The organism is Streptomyces krungchingensis, from assembly GCF_054729265.1.
On sequence record NZ_JBPUKY010000001.1, the window covers coordinates 5,037,569 to 5,059,446 of the forward strand.

Consider the following 21,878-nt stretch of genomic DNA (forward strand, 5'->3'; position numbering starts at 1 on the left):
TAGTGACCGCAAGTTGAGCACCGGGTGTCGCTTCTCGCCCAGGACACGACCGAGGACACGTTCTCGCCCCAGACCACCGAGGACCGATTGATGACCCCGCCTCTCCCCCACGGCGACCGGCCCACCATCCGCGCCGTCGCGCCCGCTCCGCTGATCACCGCCGTCCCGGCCGCCCTCGCGGTGGTCTGCGCGGTCGCCCTCGCGCCCGACTCGGCGCGCGCACCGCTCGCCTGGGGCACGGGCGCCGCCGCGGTCCTGCTCTGCGCGGCCGTCGCGGTGGCCGCGCACGCCGTGCAGAGCGCGAAACGGGCGCGCCGCCGCCTCGGCACCGTGACCGAGGACGCCGGACGGCTCCTCCAGGAAAGGGCCCGGCTCACCGAGGAGTTCAACCAGGAACGGGCCCGGCTCGCCGACGACGCCGCCCGCGAGCGGACCCGGCTCGCCGAGGCCGCCGCCCGCGAACGCAGCCGGCTGACCGAGGAGTTCGCGTCCGAACGCGAGCAACTCGCCGAGCAGTTCGCCGCGGAGCGACAGCAACTGGCCGACGAGCAGGCCCGGCTCACCGGTGAACGGGCCCGGCTCACCGAGGAGAACGCACGGCTGGCGCAGCGCGCCCGGCAGGCCTCGGGCGACCGGGCCGCCGCGATCTCGGCGACCGCCAACGCGGCGGGCCGCATGCAGGCGCTGGCCACCGGCATGCTCGCCGACCTGCGCGGCATGGAGGAGAGGCACTCCGACGAGGACGTCCTCGCCGACCTCCTCCACCTCGACCACCGCACCGCGCAGGCGGGCCGGCTCGCCGACTCGGTCGCCGTCCTCACCGGCGCGCGCTCCGGCCGCCGCTGGGCCCGCCCGATCGTCATGGAGTCGATCCTGCGCGGCGCGATGGGCCGCATCAGCGGCTACCAGCGGGTGCGCGTGCACTCCGCCAGCGAGGCCGCCGTCGCCGGCCACGCCGCCGAGGGCGTGATGCACGCGCTCGCCGAACTCCTCGACAACGCGGCGAACTTCTCGCCGCCGACCGCCGAGGTCCACGTGTACGTCGAGGAGGTCCCGGCCGGCGTCATCGTCTCCGTCGAGGACAGCGGCCTGGTCATGGGCGACGTCCAGCTGCGCCGCGCCGAACGCGCCGTGTCCGGCGACGTCGCCGAGCTCGGCGGCCTCACCGGCACCCGGCTCGGCCTCGCCGTGGTCGGCCGGCTCGCCCGCAAGCACGGCCTGACGGTGTCCTTCCGGCCCTCCGCGCGCGGCGGCACCGGCGTCCTGGTGCTCATCCCCCAGGACCTGCTGACCCAGCCGTCCGCACCGCTGCCCGCCGACCCCGCGCCGGCGCCGCGCCCCGCCGTCACCGCGCCCGCCGAGGTGTCGTACGCCGCCGCCCGCGCCGTCGAGGACCTCGATCCGGACCCGGTCCCCACCCACGACTCGCCCCGGCACGAAGCGGCGGCCCCGTCGACCGGCGGCCTGCCCAAGCGCCGCCGCGGCCGGACCCTCGCGCATGCCGAGCGCAGCCGCTCGCACGCCACGCCCCCGGCCGCCGAGCCGAAGCCCCGTACGCCCGACGAGGCCAAGGCGCGGGCCGTCGCCCGCTTCGGCAGCTTCCGCGAGGCGGTGCGCGGCGCGGCGGCAGGCGCCGCGGCGGCCGCGCGGCAGGAGGACCCCGCGGCCGACGTACCGCCCGACGGGCCCGAGAACGCCGCACGCGACGAGACGGTCGCGCCGACGGCGTCCCCCAGCACTCACTCGACCCCGCACGCGCACCCGGAAGGCGACACCACCCCATGACCGGCACCACCACCGCCGACGAGAAGCTCTCCTGGCTCATCGAGGGCCTCCTTGAGCGCACCCCGGGCGCGCGGCACGCGCTCGTGCTCTCCCGCGACGGCCTGAAGCTGTGCCGCACCCCCGAGCTCTCGGTCGACCAGGCCGACCAGCTCGCCGCGATCGCCGCCGGCATCCAGTCGCTGTCCCACGGGGCGTCCGTCGAGTTCGGCGACGGCAGCGGCGGCGTGCGCTCGGCGATGGCCGAGTTCTACGGCGGGGTCCTGTTCATCGTGGAGGCGGGCGACGGCGCACACCTCGCCGTGGTCACCGCCGAGGACGCCGACGCGGGTCTGGTCGGGCACAACATGAGCGAACTCGTGGAGCAACTCGGCGAACACCTGAGCGCGCAGCCCCGTACGTCATGAGCCGGCCGGGCAGGGACGACGCGCCCGACCGGCTGTACACCCTCACGGGAGGGCGCAGCCGGTCCGGGCCCGACACACCCTTCGACCTCGTGACCCTGGTGGTCGCCGAGTGCGACCCGGTGGCGGGCATGCAGTCCGAGCACGCCGCGATCCTGCGGCTGTGCGAGCGGCCGACGGCGGTCGTCGAGATCGCCGCCGAGCTGCGGCTGCCGGTGTCCATCACCCGGATCCTGCTCGCCGACCTGCTCGCCGCGGGCCGGGTCAGCGCCCGCCATCCGCACGCGGCGGTCCCCTCAGGTCTCCCCGATCCCGACATCCTGGAGCAGGTGCTCGTTGGACTCCGTAATCTCTGACGGCCTCGCGCCCGCGAGCGCCCGTACGCCCCTTCAGGCGTCGGCCGACAACGGTCTGAAGATCGTGATCGTCGGCGGCTTCGGCGTCGGCAAGACGACCCTGGTCCGTTCCGTCAGCGAGATCCGTCCCCTCAACACCGAGGAGACGATGACGCAGGCCGGTGCCGCCGTGGACGACATCAGCGAGGTGCGCGGCAAGTCGGCCACCACCGTCGCCTTCGACTTCGGCCGCATCACCCTGGACACCCACAACGTGCTGTACCTGTTCGGCGCGCCCGGGCAGGAGCGCTTCTGGTTCCTCTGGGACCGGCTGTTCTCCGGCACGCTCGGCGCGGTCGTCCTCGTCGACACCCGGCGCATCGACGACTCCTGGTACGCCATCGACCGGCTGGAGCACCACGGCACCCCGTTCATCGTGGCCTGCAACGACTTCGGCGGGCCCACGCACACCCCCGCGCAGATCCGCGAGGCGCTCGACCTCGACCCGCACGTGCCGCTGATCGACTGCGACGCCCGCTCCCGGGAGTCCGCCAAGCGGGTGCTGATCACCCTGGTCGAGCACCTCGCCTCCCTGTACGCCCCTCACGGCGCCGCCGCGCAAGGCGCCCCGAACTCACCGGAGCCGGCGCTGTGACCCCTGCCCCCGTGCCGCTCAGCGGCCCCCGGTTCCAGACCGAACCGGCCGAGCTGTACCGGGAGATGCGGCGCGACCACGGCGCGGTCGTACCCGTCGTGCTCGACGGCGACATCCCGGCCTGGCTGGTGCTGGGCTACCGCGAGCTGCACCAGGTCACCGGCGACCCGCAGCTGTTCAGCCGGGACTCCGAGCTGTGGAACCAGTGGGACCGCATCCCCGACGACTGGCCGCTGCTCCCGATGATCGGCCGCAGGCAGCCCTCCATCCTGTACACCGTCGGCGAGCGACACCGCGAGCGCGCCGCGATGATCAGCAACGCGCTCGAAGCCGTCGACGCCTTCGAACTGCGCAGCCACGCGGAGAAGTTCGCCGACGAGCTCATCGACGCGGTGTGCACGAAGGGCGAGACCGACATCGTCGAGGACTACGCGGCCCTGCTGCCCGTACGCGTCCTCGCGCGCCTCTACGGCTTCTCCGACGAACAGGGCCCCGGCCTCGTCACCGCCCTCAACGACATGGTCAACGGACGTGAGGGCGCACTCGCCGGACAGCAGCACCTGGCCACGTCCATGGCGCGGCTGGTGGCCGACCGGAAGGAAGAGCCCGCGGACGACGTCGTCTCCCGCATGCTCGCCGACCCGTCCGGCTTCACGGACGAGGAGATCGTCCAGGACCTCATGGTCATGATGGCCGCGGGCCACCAGCCGACCGCCGACTGGATCGGCAACTCGCTGCGCCTGATGCTCACGGACGAACGTTTCGCCGCCTCCCTGTTCGGCGGCCGGCACAGCGTCGGCGAGGCCATGAACGAGGTCCTGTGGGAGGACACCCCGACCCAGAACGTGGCGGGCCGCTGGACCTCCCGCGACACCCAGCTCGGCGGGCGCCGGGTCCGCGCCGGCGACCTGCTGCTGCTCGGCCTCCAGGGCGCCAACGCCGACCCCCAGGTCCGCACCGACGGCTCCGCCCTCACCGGCGGCAACAGCGCCCACTTCTCCTTCGGCCACGGCGAGCACCGCTGCCCATTCCCGGCTCAGGAGGTCGCCGAGGTCATCGCGCGGACCGGCATCGAGGTCGTGCTGGACCGGCTGCCGGACATCGACCTGGCCGTACCCGCCGAGTCGCTGACCAGGCGCCCCTCCCCATGGCTGCGGGGCCTGACCCGGCTGCCGGTGACGTTCACCCCCGTACCCGCGCGCTGACACCTCGCGCGCACCCGGCCGACCTGCTCCCTCCGGCCGGGGTCCGGGGGCTGTCCCCGGGCACACACCGCATCCCACCCCGCCCCTGGAGGCACCCCCGCATGACCACCGGCACCGAAGAGACCCGCATAGCCCTGGACCCCTTCGTCACCGACCTGGAGGCCGAGAGCGCCGCGCTGCGCGCCGCGGGCCCGCTCGCCGCCGTCGAACTGCCCGGCGGCGTACCGGTGTGGGCGGTCACGCACCACGCCGAGGCCAAGAAGCTGCTGACCGATCCCCGGCTGGTGAAGGACATCAATGTCTGGGGCGCTTGGCAGCGCGGCGAGATCGCCCCGGACTGGCCGCTGATCGGGCTCGCCAACCCGGGCCGTTCGATGCTCACCGTGGACGGCGCCGACCACCGGCGGATGCGCACGCTGGTCGCGCAGGCCCTCACCCCGCGCCGCGTGGAGCAGATGCGGGAGCGGATCACCAAGCTGACCGAAGGGCTGCTCGACGGCCTGGAGGGCGAGGTCGTCGACCTCAAGGCCGACTTCGCCTACCCGCTGCCGATGTACGTCGTGGCCGACCTCATGGGCATCGCGGAGGACCGGCTGCCGCGTCTGAAGGAGCTCTTCGAGAAGTTCTTCTCGACGCAGACCCCGCCCGCGGAGGTCATCGCCACGCTCACCGAGCTGGCCGGGATCATGGCGGAGACGGTCGCCGCGAAGCGCGCCGAGCCGGGCGACGACCTCACCTCGGCGCTGATCCTCGCCTCCGAGGACGGCGACCACCTCACCGACGAGGAGATCGTCTCCACGCTCCAGCTGATGGTCGCGGCCGGCCACGAGACGACGATCTCGCTGATCGTCAACGCGGTGGTCAACCTCTCCACCCACCCGGAGCAGCGCGCCCTCGTCCTCTCGGGTGAGGCCGACTGGTCGGCGGTCGTCGAGGAGACGCTCCGCTGGTCCACCCCGACCTCCCACGTCCTGATCCGCTTCGCGACGGAGGACGTCCCGGTCGGCGACAAGGTCATCCCCGCCGGGGACGCGCTGATCGTCTCCTACGGCGCTCTCGGCCGCGACGAGCAGGCCCACGGTCCGACGGCGGGCGACTTCGACATCACCCGCACGGTCCAGAACCGGCACATCTCCTTCGGCCACGGCCCGCACGTGTGCCCCGGAGCGGCCCTGTCCCGTCTGGAGGCGGGCGTCGCCCTGCCCGCCCTGTACGCCCGTTTCCCGTCCCTCGACCTCGCCGTCCCCGCCGCCGACCTGCGCAACAAGCCGGTGGTCACCCAGAACGACCTGTTCGAGCTGCCGGTGCGGCTGAACCCGTAGGCCCCGTGGTCCCGGCCCCGCACGACCGTGCGGGGCCGGGACCTCTCGTAGGTCCTCACAAGTCCGCGGGCCGACGGGGTCGTCTCATCGAACGGACACGTTTCCGTCCGGTTTCTCCGAGGGGATACGCTCCGGCTCGTGGCTGATATCCAGATCCCCGCTGACATCAAGCCCGCCGACGGACGATTCGGCGCGGGCCCCTCCAAGGTGCGTACGGAGGCGCTGGACGCGCTGGCCGCGACCGGCAGCTCCCTGCTCGGCACGTCCCACCGCCAGGCCCCGGTCAAGAACCTGGTCGGCAAGGTGCGCGAAGGCGTGCGCGAGCTGTTCTCCCTGCCCGACGGGTACGAGGTCGTCCTCGGCAACGGCGGCTCCACCGCGTTCTGGGACGTCGCGACCCACGGTCTGATCGAGAACAAGTCGCAGCACCTCAACTTCGGCGAGTTCAGCTCGAAGTTCGCCAAGGCCGCCAAGCTCGCGCCCTGGCTGGCCGAGCCGACCGTCATCGCGAGCGACCCGGGCACCCACCCGGAGCCGCAGGCCGAGGCGGGCGTCGACGTGTACGCCTTCACCCACAACGAGACCTCCACCGGTGTCGCCGCCCCCGTCAAGCGGGTCGCGGGCGCCGACGAGGGCTCCCTCGTCCTGGTGGACGCCACCTCCGGCGCCGGCGGCCTCCCGGTCGACATCGCCGAGACGGACGTCTACTACTTCGCCCCGCAGAAGTCCTTCGCCTCCGACGGCGGCCTGTGGATCGGCGTCTTCTCCCCGGCCGCGATCGAGCGCGCCGAGCGGATCCACGCGTCCGGCCGTCACGTCCCGGAGTTCTTCTCGCTGCCCACGGCGATCGACAACTCCCGCAAGAACCAGACGTACAACACCCCGGCCCTCGCCACGCTCTTCCTGCTCAACGAGCAGCTGGAGTGGATCAACGGCCAGGGCGGTCTCGCCTGGTCCACGGCCCGCACCAAGGACTCGTCGACCCGCCTGTACGGCTGGGCCGAGGAGTCCAAGTATGCGACGCCGTTCGTCACCGACGCGGCCAAGCGGTCCCAGGTCATCGGCACGATCGACTTCGCCGACGAGATCGACGCCGCCGCCGTCGCCAAGGCCCTGCGTGCCAACGGCATCGTCGACACCGAGCCCTACCGCAAGCTCGGCCGCAACCAGCTGCGCATCGCGATGTTCCCGGCGATCGACCCGGCGGACGTCGAGGCGCTGACGAAGTGCGTCGACTACGTCATCGAGAAGCTCTGACCGCTTCCCGCCCGTGAGCCGACGGGGAGCCCGGCGCGGTCGACCGCGCCGGGCTCCTTTGCGTCCGCGGTCATGAGGTCGCGCCCGTCACGACGTCGCGCCGGTCACGCCGACGTGCCCCGGGTCCGCGGACCGGTGCCACCGTGCCTTCAGGTCGCCGTGCACGTGACCGTGGGCGTGCCACCGCCTCCCGGCGCGCCGCCGAAGCCGAAGCCCGCCGAACCGCCCACCGGGACGGCCCCGTTGTGCGCCGCGTTGACGGCACTCACGGTGGCCCCGCTCTGCGTGTACGTGGCGTTCCACATGCTGGTGACCTGCCGGCCGCCGCTCCATGTCCAGGTCACCTTCCAGGACGTGAGGGCGGTGGTGCCGGTGTTGGTCACCTCGACGTCGGCGTTGAAGCCGCTGCCCCAGTCACTGCTGACCGTGTAGACGGCGGCACAGGCGGCCGTGCCGCCACCGCCGCCGTCCCCGGTCGACGGGAATCCCGGTGCCTTGACGCTCGCGAGGTAGCCGTCCTTCACGGTGTCCACGGTCGTCCAGTCGTCCTTGAGGATGCCGCCCGTGTCACCGGAGTTGGGGTTCCACGACCAGAAGGTCCAGGAGATGCTGTCGGCGCCGTAGGTGCCGGTCGGCCGCAGGTAGGAGACGAGCGCCGCCAGCCACTTCTGGTCCACCGGCGACTGGAGCGTCGTACCGAACTCGCCGACCCACACGGGCGCGATGTCCTGCTTGAAGAGGTAGCCCCAGTACTTGTCCCACACCCCGGGCATGTTGGCCGGGAAGGACGGATCGCTGAACCAGCTCTGCTGGGCCACGCTGGTGGCGTAGTCGTGGGCGGAGTAGACGACCCGGTCCGCCACGTCCAGCTGGACCGGATACTGCCCGGCCCCCATCAGGTTGCCGCCCCACCAGCCCGAGACGCCGTTGTACGTCTGCACGCCCTCCACGAAGACCAGCAGCCGTGAGTTGACGGACAGGACCGCGTTCCCGGCCCGCTGTGCGGCCAGCCGCCAGTCGACGGCCGTGTCGCCGCAGCCCCAGCAGGCCGGGTCGTGCGGCTCGTTGTGCAGGTCGATCCCGATGACGGTGTCCTGGCCCGCGTAACGCGCCGCCAGCGCCTTGAGGTCGGCGATCCACGTCGACTCGGGGACGGTCGGGGTGTACCAGAGGGCGGACTGCCCTCCCGAGTCGGGCCGGTGCCGGTCGAGGATCACCTTGAGGCCGTCCCGGCCGGCGTACGTCACGATCCTGTCCATGACCTGGAGGGAGTCGAGCCCCTGGAGGTCGGTGTTCTTGCCGCCGGAGAAGTCGATGCTGTCGGGCACGGTGCCCTTGAACAGGTCGTCGCTGTAGGGGAGCCGGATGGTGTTGTAGCCCAGCGACTTCATCTGGTCGATCATGCTCTTGTAGTCGCGCGACCAGAGGCCGTGGACGACGTGGTTGCCGGTCTCGAAGCCGAACCAGTTGATCCCGGCGATCCGGACGGGCCGGTCGGCGGAGTCGAGGATCTGCCGGCCGCCGGTGTGCCAGTACCCGGCGCCGGGGTCCGCCGCGCGGGCGGTCTGCGCACCCGCCAGCGGTAACAGCAGTGCGGCCGTCACAGCGCACAGCGCTCTTCGCAGGCTGCGGAACATAGGGATGGTTCCTCTCGGGGGAGGCGCGGCCCCGGAACAGGATGGGAGCGCTCCCATGCACCGCGCACCCTCCATGGAACGGATAGACCATGAACACGTCAATAGATGCGGCGGCGGCGGCGATCCGCCGGGCCGCTCAGCTGCGTCGCAGCAGCCGCCTGAACCCGAAGAGCACCGCGCAGGCCGCCGCGACCGCGAGGGCGCCGACCTTGAAGCCGCCGCTCAAACCGCCGCCGTCACCCCCGTCGGTGGACGAACCTCCGCCGTTCGACGGGGACTTGGCATCGGACCCGGCGGAGCCGGGCGCGTCCTCCGGCTGCACGGCGCTGTCCGCGCCCTCGCTGCCGTACATGAGCTTCGAACCGTCCGGGCTGTACGTGACCGACTCGCCCTGCCCCTGGAGGGGGACGTTCAGCCGGCCCTCACGCTTGATCTTCCCGCCGTTCCACTCGTACGCGATCCCGCCGAAGTAGCCGCGTACGGCGAGCTGCCGGCCGTCGGGCGAGAAGGCGGCGTCGGTGGCCCACAGGTCGACGGGGGCGACGGGCCGGAAGACGTTCGTGCCGGACGCGGAGAGCCGGGAGGGGCCCTCGTAGAGGTGACCGCCGTCCTCGTTCTTGTCGACGATGTAGACCCGCCCGGTCTTCGGATGCACCATCAGCGCCTCCGCGTTGCGGGGCCCGTCCGCGTACTTCACGACGTACTGCGTGGCGCGGACCGTCTGGTCCTTCAGCACCTTCGGCTCGGGCAGCCGGTAGATCCACACGTGGTCCCACTTGCCGCCGAGGTTGTCGCCGATGTCGCCGACGTAGAGGTCGCCGTCGGGCCCGATGGAGATCGCCTCGACGTCCCGGGGAGCGCCGACCCCCGTCATGGTGACGGTGGCGACGGTCCGTCCCGTCCTGCTGTCGACCGCGTACAGGTACGCCCCGTCGTCGCTGTCGTTGTGGGTCCAGTAGACGCCCGAGTGCAGGTGCGAGGCGGCGAGGCCGCTGGACTCGGTGATCCGGGGGTCCTTGATCGTGAACCCGTCGTCGCCACCGCTGTCGGCGACGGCCGGCGCCGACAGCACGACGACGAGGGCGGCTCCGGCGAGGAACGGAAGCGATCGGCGCATGGTCCCAAGCCTGCCATCCCGGGGGGCGGTTCAGGGCCGTCGGCACCACCGCCGGGCGTCCGGGACGGCGTGTCCAGCCTCACACCCGCACGACCCGTGGCGGCCCCGTCGATCGTCCATGATGAGCGGATGCTCAGGTTCATGCCCGTCGGCGACTCCATGACGATCGGTAGCGCGGGCGAACACACATGGCGTTACCGAATGTGGCAGCATCTGCGCGCGACGTACGGGGGCCCGTTCCAGCTCGTCGGCCCGCGCGAAACGCTCTACGACAAGGCGACGGGCTCCCCCGACTCGTACGAGTACGCGGACCCGGACTTCCCCCGCGCCCACCTGGCCGGCTGGGGCGAGGGCTGGCAGCACATGGCCCCCGTGATCCGCGAGGCGGTCCGTGCGCACCGGGCCGACGTGCTGCTGGTGTCGCTGGGCCTGATCGACCTGGGCTTCTACACGAACGCGGCGCAGACGGCCGCCAACGCCCGTGCCTTCGTCGCCGAGGCCCGCGCCGCCAACCCCCGCATACGCATGGCCCTGCTCCCGGTCATCCCGAACGTCCGCGCCGAGTCCGACGCGCCCTTCGCCGCCGACGTCGCCGCCTTCAACGAACTCCTCGCCAAGGCCGTCGCCGACCTCGACGAACCCCGCTCGCCACTCCTGCTGGCCTCGCCGCCCGCCTCGTACGACATCCACCTCGACACCTACGACGGCACGCACCCGAACGCGAGCGGCGAGCACAAGATCGCCGAGGCCTTCGCGGAGGCCATGCACCAGGCCTGGGACCTGGGCTCCCCCTACCTGGCGGAAACCGCCTGACCGATTCCGGGCGCATCCCGGTCACCGTGCGTTCGTTGAACCGCGCGGCGGCGCTCGACCGGCACCCGGCCGGGGAGGAGCGCCACGACGACCGTCCTCGAAGACAGGATCGAGATGGCCGACGACAACGGCGAGCTGACGCTGGACGCCCTGTTCGAGTCGCTCGAGCGGACCACCCCCGAGGGATACAAGGTCGACATCGTCGAGGGGACCGTCTTCATGTCGCCGCAGCGGGACACCCACTGGGACGTCACCGCGGACATCGTCGAGCAACTGCGCACCAAGTACCCGCGCAGGCGCTTGAAGTCCGACGTGCGCATCGACTACCCGGGCCACCTGAACGGGTTCGCCACCGACGTGACCCTCGTGTCGGAAGCGGCCGAGAAGGACTCCAAAGGCCTGTGGAGCTGCCGGGACGTCGAGTTCGTGGCCGAGGTCGTCTCCAAAGGGACGGCGGCCAACGACTACGGACCCAAGAGGACGGCGTACGCGGACGCCGAGGTGCCCGTCTACCTCGTCGCCGACCCCTACCAGGGCAAGTGCCATCTGTTCACCCAGCCCAAGGCCGGCGACTACCTCACCGAGACGACCGTCGCCTTCGGCGGGGACGTCGACATGACGAACACCCTCGTCGGACTCACCCTCAGGACCGGTGAGTTCCCGCGCGACTAGGGCCTTTCGCCGGGCTGCCCTTGCCTAGAGCGCACTCCACGCCGTTGGCTTGGCGGTCATGAAGTACACGCAGCTCGGACGCACGGGACTCAAGGTCAGCCGCCTCGTCCTCGGCACCATGAACTTCGGTCCGCAGACCGACGAGACCGCGAGCCACGCCATCATGGACGCGGCGCTGGACGCGGGGATCAACTACTTCGACACGGCGAACGTGTACGGCTGGGGCGAGAACAAGGGCCGTACCGAGGAGATCATCGGGAACTGGTTCGCCCGTGGCGGCGACCGCCGCGACAAGGTCGTCCTCGCCACCAAGGTGTACGGGAACATGGCCGCCGACGGCGAGGTGTGGCCCAACCACGACAAGCTCTCCGCGCTCAACATCCGGCGCGCGGTCGACGCCAGCCTCAAGCGCCTGCAGACCGACTACATCGACGTCTACCAGTTCCACCACATCGACCGCTCCACTCCCTTCGAGGAGATCTGGCAGGCGATCGACGTGCTGGTCCAGCAGGGCAAGATCCTCTACGCCGGGTCCAGCAACTTCCCCGGATACAAGATCGCCCAGGCCAACGAGACCGCCGCCCGGCGCGGCGGCACGATCGGCCTCGTCAGCGAGCAGTGCCTCTACAACCTGGCCGAGCGACGCGCCGAGATGGAGGTCATCCCGGCCGCGCAGGAGTACGGGCTCGGGGTCATCCCCTGGTCGCCGCTGCACGGCGGCCTGCTGGGCGGTGTGATCAAGAAGGAGGTCGAGGGCGGCCGCCGGGCGAGCGGCCGGTCCGCCGACGCCCTCGCCAACACCAGCGTGCGCGCGCAGATCCAGGCGTACGAGGATCTGCTCGACAAGCACGGCCTGGAGCCCGGCGAGGCGGCGCTGGCATGGCTGCTGACCCGGCCCGGCGTCACGGGCCCCATCGTCGGCCCGCGCACCGCGGAGCAGCTGGAGTCGGCGCTGCGCGCCGTCGAGCTGGAACTGTCGGAGGAGGTCCTCGCCTCGCTCGACGAGATCTTCCCGGGGCCGGGGCCGTCCCCGGAGGCGTTCGCCTGGTAGCCCGCGAGGGCACGGCGGCGCGCGGCGGCGGTCGGCTACCTGACCGCCGCCGACAGCGCCACCACGACGAACATCAGCACGAGCACACCGGCCATGATCCGGTTACGGGTCTTCGGGTCCACGCATTCGAGGTTAACCGGCCTCGTCCCCGGCCCCGTCGCCCACCCCCAGCCGCCAGCTCGCCACGGTCTCGTAGCGTGGCTGCTCACCGGGCACTCCCGACGTCGGCAGATTGCTGCGGACGAGACACAGCTCACCCACCGTCCACTCCCGCCCGGCGAAGCCGTCCAGGGCGGTGACGTACGGCGCGAAGCGTGCGGAGGTGCGGCTGCGGGCCACCGTCAGGTGCGGGTGGTAGGCGCGGTGCTCGTCCATGGAGATGCCCGACCTGCGCGCGGCCGCCTCCGACCGGTCGGCCAGCAGCCGCATGGTCCGCAGGTCGCCCGCCACACCCACCCACAGGGCGCGCCCGCCGAAGTGGCCGCCGCCGTGCAGGGACAGCGGGAAGGGGCCGGTGCGGCGGGCCGCCCGCGCCAGCCGCTCCGACAGGTCGGGGACGGTCTCCTCGGCCACCTCGCCGTAGAACGAGAGGGTGAAGTGCCAGCCGGGCCGGCCCGTCCAGCGCAGGGCGCCCGCCCCGGCCATCCGCTCCAACTCGTCCACTTCGACGGCGAGTTCGCGGATCACATGCTCCGGAGGCAGGACCGCCGCAAAAAGTCTCATGGCGTCACCCTCCCAGGGAACGGATCATCGGGCGACCCTCCCCGGAAGGGCGACGGAGGCGGCGTCAGGCCGCCGTGGCCAGTTGTTCCTCGCGCTGCTCCGTGCGCTCCTTCGGCACGAAGCGGACCCGGGGGTGGCCGTGGTGCCAGCCGAGGTCGAGGCGCAGGCCGCCGATCCGGGCCAGGATCAGCCCGATCGTGGTCGCGGCCGCCACCGACACCAGGCCGCCGAGGGCGAACCCGACGCGCGGGCCGTAGGCGTCGGTGACCCAGCCGACCAGCGGCGCGCCGAGCGGTGAGCCGCCCATGAAGACCATCATGAACAGCGCCATGACCCGGCCGCGCATGGCGGGGTCGGTGGCCATCTGGACCGAGGTGTTCGCGGTGACGTTCACGGTGAGGCCGAAGATGCCGATCGGGATCATGAGGAGCGCGAAGAGCCACAGCGACGGCACCGTCGCCGCGACCACCTCCAGGGCTCCGAAGCCGATGGCCGCCGCGATCAGGACGCGCAGCCGGGCGGTGCCGCGGCGGGCGGCGAGCAGCGCTCCGGCCAGCGAGCCGATCGCCATCAGCGTGTTGAACAGGCTGTACGCGCCGGCGCCCGCGTGGAAGACGTCGTCCGCGTACGCCGAGAGCCACACCGGGAAGTTGAAGCCGAAGGTGCCGATGAAGCCGACGAGGACGATCGGCCAGATCAGCTCGGGGCGGCTGGCGACGTAGTTCAGCCCCTCGCGGAGCTGGCCCTTGCCGCGCGGCGCGCGCTCGACGACGTGCAGTTCGCGAGCCCGCATCAGCAGCAGGCCGGCGATGGGCGCCACGAACGACAGGCCGTTGAAGAGGAACGCCCAGCCCGTGCCGACCCCGGTGATCAGCAGGCCCGCGACGGCGGGGCCGACCAGGCGGGCCGACTGGAAGTTCGCCGAGTTCAGGCTGACCGCGTTCTGGAGCTGGCCCGGGCCGACCATCTCGGAGACGAAGGACTGCCGGGCCGGGTTGTCGACGACCGTGGCGAGACCGACGGCGAAGGCCGCGAGGTAGACGTGCCAGACCTGGACGTGACCGGAGAGGGTCAGGAAGGCCAGCGCGAGGCCGGTGAGGCCCATGGCGGTCTGGGTGGCGAGGAGCGTCGGGCGCTTGGGCAGCCGGTCGACGAGGACACCGCCGTACAGCCCGAACAGCAGCATCGGCAGGAACTGCAGGGCGGTGGTGATGCCGACCGCGGCGGACGAGCCGGTCAGACTGAGCACCAGCCAGTCCTGGGCGATGCGCTGCATCCAGGTGCCGGTGTTGGAGACGACCTGGCCCAGGAAGAAGAGCCGGTAGTTGCGGATCCTGAGCGAGCTGAACATGGAGGATCGGGAGGATCCGGAGGGGCGCCGGGCGCCGGACGGGCGCTGCTCGGCGGGCGGGTTCTTCGGGCCGGCCGGGTTCTGCGCGGCGGCCGGGTCCAGGGGGCCCGACGCGTCGTCGTGGGGGGTGGACGGGGAGTCGTGGGTGGCTGGTGCGGGGGCGGAGTCTGCTCCGGATCCCGTACTCAAAAGGGCTCGCCTCCTCGGCATTCGTGGACGTCGGCGTCACAGGAGGGCGTCGGCGGTCTCTCGGGAGCGGCCCTCCCGGAGGAGGGCCGCGGATGGTCACAGGTGCGCGAGCTTTTCCAGCACGGGGGCGGCCTCGCGGAGCTTGGCCCACTCGTCCTCGTCGAGGGACTCGACCAGCCCGGCCAGGAACGCGTTCCGCTTGCGGCGGCTCTCTTCGAGCATGGTCTCCGCCTTGTCGGTCTGCGTCACGACCTTCTGGCGCCGGTCCTCGGGGTGCGGCTCCAGCCTGACCAGCCCCTTCGCTTCGAGCAGCGCCACGATGCGGGTCATCGAGGGCGGCTGCACGTGCTCCTTGCGGGCGAGCTCGCCGGGCGTGGCGGTGCCACAGCGGGCGAGGGTGCCGAGCACCGACATCTCGGTGGGGCTCAGCGACTCGTCGACCCGCTGGTGCTTGAGTCGACGCGACAGGCGCATCACTGCGGAGCGCAAGGCGTTCACGGCGGCTTCGTCGTCGCCATGGGTGAGGTCAGGCATGTTCTTTAGCGTAACTCATTACTCTCGCTAAGGACCACCGGGGTGCCCGTGAACCGCGCCACTGAATCACGACATCACTCATATGAGTGAGCCCGCTGCGGAAAGTGACCCGTCGCCCGCCCGGCTGCCGCGACCCTCGACGGCATGGGGACCAGCGTGCTCAGCCTGCGGATAGACGGGGAGCTGCTCAACCGGCTCCGGCATCACGCCGCCAAACGCGGAATGAGCGTCCAGGACTATGTCGTCCGGACGCTCATTCGCGATGACTTCGACGAGCGGTTCCAGACCGCGGTCGAGGAGACGGAGAAGTTCTACGGGGTCACATGAGCCCCCGCACGGCGGTACGCGGCCCGGTGGGCCCCGTACGGCGGACGCCTACGTCAGGCCCAGCGCCGGCATCAGGTAGTAGAAGGCGAAGACCGCCGCGACCACGTACATCGCGACCGGCACCTCGCGGCCGCGGCCCGCGGCCAGGCGCAGCACCACGAAGGTGATGAAGCCCATGCCGATGCCGTTGGTGATCGAGTAGGTGAACGGCATCATCAGCATCGTCACGAAGGCCGGGATGGCGATCGTGTAGTCCGCCCAGTCGATCTCCTTGACCGAGCCGGACATGATCAGGAAGCCGACCGCGAGGAGCGCGGGCGTGGCGGCCTGGGACGGGACCATCGTGGCGACGGGCGTCAGGAACAGGGCCACGGCGAACAGCGCGCCCGTGACGACGTTCGCGAAGCCGGTGCGCGCACCCTCGCCGACGCCCGCCGTGGACTCCACGAAGCAGGTCGTGGCCGAGGAGGAGGTGGCACCGCCCGCGGCGACCGCGATGCCGTCGACGAAGAGGACCTTGTTGATGCCGGGCATGTTGCCCTGGGCGTCGGTCAGCTTGGCCTCGTCGCTGATGCCCATGATCGTGCCCATCGCGTCGAAGAAGCACGACAGCAGGACCGTGAAGACGAAGAGCACGCCGGTCAGCACGCCGACCTTCTCGAAGCCGCCGAACAGGCTGACCTTGCCGACCAGGCCGAAGTCCGGGGTGGCGAGCGGGTTGCCCGGCCACTTCGGGGTGGTCAGCCCCCAGGACGGGATCGTCGCGACGGAGTTGATGATCACCGCGACGACCGTCATCGCGACGATCGAGATCAGGATCGCGCCCGGCACCTTGCGCACGATCAGCGCGAGGGTGAGCAGCGTGCCGAGGATGAAGACCAGGACGGGCCAGCCGTTGAGGTGACCGTCGGCGCCGAGCTGGAGCGGGACCGTGGTCTGGGCGGCGTCCGGGATGCGCGAGACGAAGCCGGAGTCGACCAGACCGATCAGCATGATGAACAGGCCGATGCCGATCGCGATGCCCTTGCGCAGCCCCAGCGGCACGGCGTTCATGACGCGCTCGCGCAGGCCGGTGGCGACCAGCAGCATCACCACGAAGCCGGCCAGCACCACCATGCCCATGGCGTCGGGCCACGACATCCGGGGGGCGAGCTGGAGGGCGACGACGGTGTTCACGCCGAGCCCGGCCGCCAGCGCGATCGGGACGTTGCCGATGACGCCCATGAGGAGCGTCGTGAAGGCCGCCGTGAGAGCCGTGGCGGTGACCAGCTGGCCGTTGTCCAGGTGGTTCCCGTACATGTCCTTCGCGCTGCCCAGGATGATCGGGTTCAGCACGATGATGTAGGCCATCGCGAAGAAGGTGGCGAAACCGCCGCGGATCTCGCGCGGGATGCTGGAGCCCCGCTCGGAGATCTTGAAGTAGCGGTCCAGGGCGCCCTGCGCGGGGCGGGGCTCCGGCTGCTCCGGGGTGGGGGCCTTGGTGACGGCCGAGGTGGACATGCGTGACCTCATGAGGACGGGGGCCTTGGTGGCCTTTACGGGCGCCGGGCGATCGGGGGATCCCGCGCTCGGAGGGGCCGAGAGCTGGGGGGAGGCGCCGGGCTGGGAACCTGATCGAGTCCGGCCCTCCAGTGATCACCAGCAGCTTCTTCGAGGCTTCTGTTGGTGTTTCGTACGAAGAGAAAGAGCCAGACTCAGACCGTTTCAGTATGAACATATGAGTCCGAAATCGCTATCTCCGCGCGTAGACCGTTGCCGCGCAAGGCCGCACCCGGGCTCCGGCGACGCCCGCGGCACGGCCTCGTAAGCTGTGCACATGGCGAAGTGGACCCCCAAGCACGAGGCGCCGGAGCCCCTGGAGGGCCCCGTCGTCGCCACCATCACCGGCGGCACGATCCTCTGGTTCGTCCTCTTCCTGGTGCAGCTGCCCTTCTACGGCTGGTTCGAGGACCACGGACACCTCTGGTGGCTGTGGACGTGCCTGGCCGGCGCGGGCCTCGGGCTCATCGGCATCTGGTACGTCCGCAAGCGCGACGCCGCGATCAAGCGGGACGCCGCCGGCCGGGGCGCCTCGGCCGCGACGACCGGGACACCGGGCGCCACCGCCGCGGAGTGACGGCGGCCTTCCGCCGCGCCGCCGCCCGCATCCCCACCTACACCCACGGCATCACACGCCCGCTCCCCCGTCCTCCCCTGGTCGGATCTTTGGTGCGCTCAGCGGGTGAAGCCGTATATCCGCACGTACCGTCGAATGCATGACGCACATCGACGCGGGCGCCGAACTCGACCCCGTTCACCCGGTGCCCATACCCGTCTCCGGGCGGGCGGAGGGGCTGTCCGCCGCCGAAGTGGCCGAGCGGGTCGCCCGCGGCGAGGTCAACGACGTCCCCGTGCGCAGCAGCCGCTCCCTCACGGAGATCGTCCGCGCCAACGTCTTCACCCGGTTCAACGCGATCATCGGTGCGCTCTGGCTGATCATGCTCGTCGTGGCTCCCTTCCAGGACAGCCTGTTCGGGTACGTGATCATCGCCAACACCGGGATCGGCATCATCCAGGAGTGGCGGGCCAAGAAGACCCTGGACTCGCTCGCGGTGATCGGCGAGGTGAAACCCACCGTCCGCAGGGACGGAGTGGCCGCCGAGGTCAGCACGTCGGAGATCGTGCTCGGGGATCTGATCGAGATCGGGCCGGGCGACAAGATCGTCGTCGACGGCTCGTGCGCCGAGGCCGACGGCCTGGAGATCGACGAGTCGCTGCTCACCGGTGAGGCCGACCCCGTGGTCAAGCACCCCGGCGACGAGGTGATGTCGGGCAGCTTCGTCGTCGCGGGCGGCGGCGCGTTCACCGCCACGAAGGTGGGCCGGGAGGCCTACGCGGCCCAGCTCGCCGAAGAGGCCTCACGCTTCACCCTGGTCCACTCCGAACTGCGCAGCGGCATCTCCACGATCCTGAAGTACGTGACGTGGATGATGATCCCGACCGCGATCGGCCTCGTCATCAGCCAGCTCGTCGTCAAGCAGCACGGCTTCAAGGACTCCGTCGCGCGGACCGTCGGCGGCATCGTCCCGATGGTCCCCGAGGGCCTGGTCCTGCTCACCTCCGTCGCCTTCGCCATCGGCGTGATCCGGCTCGGCCGGAAACAGTGCCTCGTGCAGGAGCTTCCCGCGATCGAGGGCCTCGCCCGCATCGACACCGTCTGCCTCGACAAGACGGGCACCCTCACCGAGGGCGGCATGGACGTCACCGAGCTGCGGACCCTCCAGGACGCCGACGAGGCGTACGCGCGCAAGGCGCTCGGCGCGCTCGGCGAATCGGACCCCCGGCCGAACGCCTCCCTCCAGGCCGTCATCGCCGCCTACCCGGACAGCGAGGAGTGGCGCTGCACCGAGTCGCTGCCCTTCTCCTCGGCCCGCAAGTACAGCGGCGCCTCCTTCAGCGAGGGCAACGGCGAGTCCAGCACCTGGCTCCTCGGAGCCCCCGACGTCCTGCTGCCCGAAGGGGACCCGGCACTCGACGAGACGGAGCGGCTCAACGAGGCGGGGCTGCGGGTGCTGCTGCTCGCCCGCGCCACCAAGGACCTCGACGATCCGGAGGTCACGGCCGGCGCCCGGCCCACCGCCCTGGTCGTCCTGGAGCAGCGGCTGCGCCCGGACGCGGCGGACACCCTGCACTACTTCTCCGAGCAGGACGTCAGGGCCAAGGTCATCTCCGGCGACAACGCGGTGTCGGTGGGCGCGGTGGCCGCAAAGCTCGGCCTGACCGGTTCGGTCGTCGACGCACGCCACCTCCCCGACGAGAAGGAGGAGATGGCGAAGTCGCTGGAGAAAGGCACGGTGTTCGGGCGCGTCACCCCGCAGCAGAAGCGGGACATGGTGGGCGCCCTCCAGTCGCGCGGGCACACGGTCGCGATGACGGGCGACGGCGTGAACGACGTCCTCGCGCTCAAGGACGCCGACATCGGTGTGTCGATGGGCTCGGGCTCGGAGGCGACCCGGGCCGTCGCCCAGATCGTCCTCCTCAACAACAGCTTCTCCACGCTGCCCTCGGTGGTCGGCGAGGGCCGCCGGGTCATCGGCAACATCACCAGGGTGGCGACCCTCTTCCTCGTGAAGACGGTCTACTCGGTCCTGCTGGCCGTGCTGGTGGTGTGCTGGCAGGTCGAGTACCCGTTCCTGCCCCGCCACCTGACCCTGCTGTCCACGCTCACCATCGGCGTCCCGGCGTTCTTCCTCGCGCTCGCCCCCAACAAGGAGCGGGCCAGGCCCAACTTCGTGCGGCGGGTGATGCGGTACTCGATCCCGGGCGGCACGGTCGCCGCGGTGGCCACCTTCGTCACCTATCTGCTGGCCCGCCACTACTACACGGGCGAGGGCTCGCTGGACGCGGAGACGAGCGCCGCGACGCTGACGCTCTTCCTGATCTCGATGTGGGTCCTCGCGATCATCGCCCGGCCCTACACCTGGTGGCGGATCTGCCTCGTCGCCGCGATGGGCGGGGCGTTCCTGCTGGTGCTCATGGTGCCGGGGCTGCAGCACTTCTTCGCGCTGAAACTGGTCGGCGCCACGATGCCCTGGATCGCGGTGGGCATCTCGGTGGTGGCGGCGGCCGCCCTGGAGTTCCTGTGGAAGTGGGTCGACCGCCGCTTCCCCGCGTGATCCGGATGCGTGTCCCGCGGGCCGTCTACTGCACGTCGACGCCGTCACCCGTGGCGTTGACGGCGGGGGTCGTGGTGGTGCCCGCGAAGCTGTAGCGGTAGTAGCCGTCCACCGTGGCCGTCGTGGTCGTCTTCAGGTTGCCCGTGCTGTCGGTCCTGACCGTCTTGAGCGTGGTGTACGTGCTGCTGTTCTTCTTGCGGAACTGGAGCTGCACCGGCTGGTTCGTGTACCCGGCGTACTTGCTCGTCTCCCAGTTGGCGCGGGACAGCTTGCCCGTGACCGTGACGGTCCTGCCCTTCTTCACCGGCTCCGGAGAGGCGTTCACGGTCAGCTGCGAGGCCCGCTGGACCTTGAAGCTGCCCGCCTTCTCCTTCCAGATGAAGTTGGAGTCGTCGCCCTTGGCGTCCACCCATGCGTCGACGTACCAGGTGCCCGCCTGGTCGTTGAGGACGTCGAACATCCGCGGGTCGACGGTGAAGCTGCCGGAGCAGGTCGACGTGGTGGCGTCGGCCGCCACGCACTTGACCGAGGACGTGGTGAGGAGGCCGTAGTTCGGTCCGTGCAGGCTGAGCTCGGCGCCCTCGATGCCCTGGTTGTCGGTGGCCGTGACGGACACCGTGAACGTCTTGACGGCCGTGGTGCCGATGACGACGCTCTTGCCGCCGTTCACCACGACCTTGGTGATCTTCGTGTCACCCTGGCTGCCGTCCGCGAACGCCGCGGGTGCCAGAGCAGCTCCGGCCGCGGTGAACGCCGCGAGCAGGGCGACGGTGGTGGTGCGCTTGCGCATGGTTCCCCCCATGGATGCGGGCGGCGCTCCCCAAGGCGCCGCCGGGACGTCACGATCCGGACGTGCGGTGTCCCCGCGCCTCGTGACGGGACGCGGGGACACCGGACGAGCGACTACTGGACGTCGACGTAGTCACCCGTGGCCTTGACGGCCGGGGTGGTCGAGGTGCCCGCGAAGCTGTAGCGGTAGTAACCGTCGACGGAGGCCGTCGTGGTCGTCTTCAGGTTGCCCGTGCTGTCCGTCTTGATGGTCTTGACGGTGGTGTAGGTGGTGCTGCCCTTCTTGCGGAACTGCAGCTGCACCGACTGGCCCGTGTAGCCGTGGTAGAGGTTGTCCTCCCAGTTGGCGCGGGACAGCTTGCCGGTGACCGTGATGGTCTTGCCCTTCTTGACCGGCTCCGGCGAGGCGTTGACCGTCAGCTTGGAGTAGCGCTGGACGTTCGGGGAGGTGAAGCCGCCCTGGTCGGCGATGCCGACGTTGTCCCAGTTGATGTCGTCGCTGGTCCAGTCCTCGCCGTTGTAGGCGACGGCCAGCGCCGCGGCGTGCCAGCTGCCCGCGTCCGAGTTGAGCAGTTCACCCTCGGCCGGGTAGATGTCGATGTCGCCCTTGCAGGTGGCGACGGTCGCCGAGGTGGCGGTGCAGGTCGCCGGGTCGTCGCCGAACAGCATGTTGTCCGGCATGTCGAACGAGCCCTTGTAGATGTAGGGGCCGGTCATGAAGTCGACGGCGTCGATGTCGACGTCGGCACCGTGGGTCATGGTGTAGGTGACGGGGACGGTGACGTGGTTGCTGATGCCGACGGCGATCGCCTTGCCGCCGTTCACCTTGATGTTGGAGAAGGTGGCGTCGAGGGCGTACGGCGTGCCGGTGTCGGCCGCGGCGGAGGTGCTGAACGCGGCCTTGCCGTCCGCACGGGCGGCTTCCTGCGCCTTGGCGACACCCGCGCGGTAGGAGGGCGCGGAGTCGGCGGCGTGGGCGCCCGGGACGGCGAAGGCGGTGAGGGCCAGGGCGCCGGAGACGGCGGCCACGGTGGCTCGTATGCGCATGCGTTCCCCAAGT

The 21,878-nt window shown here is 71.1% G+C and carries 21 protein-coding genes; 13 read left to right on the plus strand and 8 right to left on the minus strand.

From position 1 onward, the window contains the following. Positions 1–90: 90 nt before the first annotated feature. From ACSYGO_RS22095 to serC, 7 genes are all read left to right on the plus strand, one after another. Positions 91–1,785 (plus strand): sensor histidine kinase, encoded by a 1,695-nt coding sequence (locus tag ACSYGO_RS22095; RefSeq protein WP_432172569.1) that lies wholly within the window; start codon positions 91–93, stop codon positions 1,783–1,785. Further along, positions 1,782–2,189 carry a roadblock/LC7 domain-containing protein gene (locus ACSYGO_RS22100; protein ID WP_028802828.1) on the plus strand — a complete coding sequence of 136 codons (408 nt, stop codon included), beginning with the start codon at positions 1,782–1,784 and terminating at the stop codon, positions 2,187–2,189. Before ACSYGO_RS22095 ends, ACSYGO_RS22100 begins: the two co-directional genes overlap by 4 nt. Further along, complete coding sequence (locus ACSYGO_RS22105; RefSeq protein ID WP_028802893.1) at positions 2,186–2,542, plus strand: DUF742 domain-containing protein; 357 nt, start codon at positions 2,186–2,188, stop codon at positions 2,540–2,542. The genes ACSYGO_RS22100 and ACSYGO_RS22105 overlap by 4 nt, the downstream gene beginning before the upstream one ends. Beyond that, positions 2,523–3,176, plus strand: coding sequence for a GTP-binding protein (locus ACSYGO_RS22110; protein ID WP_426677525.1), 654 nt, complete (start codon positions 2,523–2,525; stop codon positions 3,174–3,176). The genes ACSYGO_RS22105 and ACSYGO_RS22110 overlap by 20 nt, the downstream gene beginning before the upstream one ends. Beyond that, a complete protein-coding gene (locus ACSYGO_RS22115; protein ID WP_426677524.1) occupies positions 3,173–4,381 on the plus strand; it encodes a cytochrome P450 in 1,209 nt (402 codons plus the stop codon). The genes ACSYGO_RS22110 and ACSYGO_RS22115 overlap by 4 nt, the downstream gene beginning before the upstream one ends. Positions 4,382–4,482: 101 nt before the next feature. Continuing rightward, a complete protein-coding gene (locus ACSYGO_RS22120) occupies positions 4,483–5,703 on the plus strand; it encodes a cytochrome P450 family protein (RefSeq protein WP_095935070.1) in 1,221 nt (406 codons plus the stop codon). A 138-nt stretch (positions 5,704–5,841) separates the two neighbouring features. After that, positions 5,842–6,960, plus strand: a complete 1,119-nt coding sequence (gene serC / locus ACSYGO_RS22125) for a phosphoserine transaminase (protein ID WP_426677522.1) — start codon at positions 5,842–5,844, stop codon at positions 6,958–6,960. A gap of 149 nt (positions 6,961–7,109) precedes the next feature. Here the strand turns inward: serC and ACSYGO_RS22130 are convergent, their stop codons facing one another. After that, on the minus strand, positions 7,110–8,597 hold the full coding sequence (locus tag ACSYGO_RS22130) for a cellulase family glycosylhydrolase (RefSeq protein ID WP_460387359.1): 1,488 nt from the start codon (positions 8,595–8,597) through the stop codon (positions 7,110–7,112). Between the two features lie 136 nt (positions 8,598–8,733). Further along, on the minus strand, positions 8,734–9,714 hold the full coding sequence (locus tag ACSYGO_RS22135; RefSeq protein ID WP_460387361.1) for a WD40 repeat domain-containing protein: 981 nt from the start codon (positions 9,712–9,714) through the stop codon (positions 8,734–8,736). A gap of 129 nt (positions 9,715–9,843) precedes the next feature. Between ACSYGO_RS22135 and ACSYGO_RS22140 the strand changes: the two genes are divergently transcribed. From ACSYGO_RS22140 to ACSYGO_RS22150, 3 genes are all read left to right on the plus strand, one after another. After that, on the plus strand, positions 9,844–10,527 hold the full coding sequence (locus ACSYGO_RS22140) for a GDSL-type esterase/lipase family protein (protein ID WP_426677519.1): 684 nt from the start codon (positions 9,844–9,846) through the stop codon (positions 10,525–10,527). A 114-nt stretch (positions 10,528–10,641) separates the two neighbouring features. Further along, positions 10,642–11,199 (plus strand): Uma2 family endonuclease, encoded by a 558-nt coding sequence (locus tag ACSYGO_RS22145; RefSeq protein WP_460387363.1) that lies wholly within the window; start codon positions 10,642–10,644, stop codon positions 11,197–11,199. 58 nt (positions 11,200–11,257) lie between these two features. Next, positions 11,258–12,250: an aldo/keto reductase gene (locus tag ACSYGO_RS22150; protein ID WP_426677517.1), complete on the plus strand. Its 993-nt coding sequence runs from the start codon at positions 11,258–11,260 to the stop codon at positions 12,248–12,250. Between the two features lie 132 nt (positions 12,251–12,382). Here ACSYGO_RS22150 and thpR read toward each other — a convergent pair whose 3' ends face one another. From thpR to ACSYGO_RS22165, 3 genes are all read right to left on the minus strand, one after another. After that, a complete protein-coding gene (gene thpR / locus ACSYGO_RS22155) occupies positions 12,383–12,973 on the minus strand; it encodes an RNA 2',3'-cyclic phosphodiesterase (RefSeq protein ID WP_460387365.1) in 591 nt (196 codons plus the stop codon). Between the two features lie 64 nt (positions 12,974–13,037). After that, on the minus strand, positions 13,038–14,513 hold the full coding sequence (locus ACSYGO_RS22160; protein ID WP_426677515.1) for an MFS transporter: 1,476 nt from the start codon (positions 14,511–14,513) through the stop codon (positions 13,038–13,040). 96 nt (positions 14,514–14,609) lie between these two features. After that, positions 14,610–15,047, minus strand: a complete 438-nt coding sequence (locus ACSYGO_RS22165) for a MarR family winged helix-turn-helix transcriptional regulator (RefSeq protein ID WP_095935079.1) — start codon at positions 15,045–15,047, stop codon at positions 14,610–14,612. Between the two features lie 144 nt (positions 15,048–15,191). Here ACSYGO_RS22165 and ACSYGO_RS22170 point away from each other — a divergent pair, with 144 nt between their 5' ends. After that, on the plus strand, positions 15,192–15,374 hold the full coding sequence (locus tag ACSYGO_RS22170) for a hypothetical protein (RefSeq protein ID WP_028802841.1): 183 nt from the start codon (positions 15,192–15,194) through the stop codon (positions 15,372–15,374). A gap of 48 nt (positions 15,375–15,422) precedes the next feature. Here ACSYGO_RS22170 and ACSYGO_RS22175 read toward each other — a convergent pair whose 3' ends face one another. Continuing rightward, on the minus strand, positions 15,423–16,874 hold the full coding sequence (locus ACSYGO_RS22175) for an NCS2 family permease (protein ID WP_426677514.1): 1,452 nt from the start codon (positions 16,872–16,874) through the stop codon (positions 15,423–15,425). Positions 16,875–17,190: 316 nt separating this feature from the next. On the opposite strand from ACSYGO_RS22175, the gene ACSYGO_RS22180 reads away from it, so the two are divergent. Continuing rightward, a complete protein-coding gene (locus ACSYGO_RS22180; protein ID WP_426677513.1) occupies positions 17,191–17,490 on the plus strand; it encodes a DUF2530 domain-containing protein in 300 nt (99 codons plus the stop codon). Between the two features lie 139 nt (positions 17,491–17,629). Beyond that, complete coding sequence (locus ACSYGO_RS22185) at positions 17,630–20,029, plus strand: cation-translocating P-type ATPase (RefSeq protein WP_432186134.1); 2,400 nt, start codon at positions 17,630–17,632, stop codon at positions 20,027–20,029. Positions 20,030–20,054: 25 nt separating this feature from the next. On the opposite strand, the gene ACSYGO_RS22190 is transcribed toward ACSYGO_RS22185, so the two are convergent. Together ACSYGO_RS22190 and ACSYGO_RS22195 are read right to left on the minus strand one after the other, a co-directional pair. Continuing rightward, positions 20,055–20,819 (minus strand): calcium-binding protein, encoded by a 765-nt coding sequence (locus ACSYGO_RS22190; RefSeq protein WP_095935083.1) that lies wholly within the window; start codon positions 20,817–20,819, stop codon positions 20,055–20,057. A gap of 113 nt (positions 20,820–20,932) precedes the next feature. After that, positions 20,933–21,865 carry a hypothetical protein gene (locus ACSYGO_RS22195; protein ID WP_426677511.1) on the minus strand — a complete coding sequence of 311 codons (933 nt, stop codon included), beginning with the start codon at positions 21,863–21,865 and terminating at the stop codon, positions 20,933–20,935. Positions 21,866–21,878: the final 13 nt, after the last annotated feature.